Here is a 765-nt window from a genome sequence, read left to right on the forward strand (position 1 = left end):
GCGTTCGGCGATCCGCTGCTGGACCGGCTCGTCGAACGCGCGGCGCGCGACAACCTCGACGTGCAGGCCGCGGTGCTGCGCATTGCGCAGGCGCGTGCGCAGGTGCGTGCCGCCGCCGCGCAGGGCTTGCCCGACGTGCGCGCAAGCGCGAGCTATCAGCGCGAGCAGCTCGGCCTGAAGGGGTTCGTCGAAGATCAAGGGTTGGACCGGCAGATCGACCGGCTCGGCGCGCCCGGTTCGCCGCTCGACCGGCTCGGGGCGGGCACCGGCGCGGCCGTGCAGCAGCGTGCGCGCGGCGCGCTCGATGCACTGGAATCGCCGGTCAACCTGTGGCAGGCCGGCTTCGACGCGTCGTGGGAGCTCGATCTGTTCGGACGCGTGCGGCGTGCGGTGGAGGCGGCCGATGCGCAGGCGGGTGCGGCCGTCGCGAGCCGCGACGACGCACTGCTGTCGCTCGAAGCGGAGGTCGCCCAGACCTATCTGCAGCTGCGCGGTGCGCAGACGCAGCGCGCGCTCGCCGACGAACTCGTGGGCGCGCAGCGCGAACTGCGCGATCTGACGCGCGAGCAGGCCGCACACGGCCTGGCGAGCGACCTCGACGTGCGCAGCGCCGACGCGCGGCTCGCCCAGTTGCGTGCGCAACTACCGCAGTTCGATCAGCAGATCGTGCTGCTGAAGAACGGGCTTGCCTATCTGGTCGGCGGTGCGCCGGGCGCGCTCGACGACTGGCTCGACACGCCGCGTGCGCTGCCGGGCGTGCCGCCC

Annotated in this window: 1 protein-coding gene; it reads left to right on the forward strand. The window is 73.6% G+C overall.

The annotated features are described in order from the left end of the window. Positions 1 to 765 (forward strand): TolC family protein (locus tag HMPREF3115_RS24530; protein ID WP_176748765.1); only part of this gene is annotated, 765 nt, incomplete at both ends.

It is taken from the genome of Burkholderia sp. HMSC10F09, from assembly GCF_001806955.1.
GTDB lineage: Bacteria > Pseudomonadota > Gammaproteobacteria > Burkholderiales > Burkholderiaceae > Burkholderia > Burkholderia multivorans.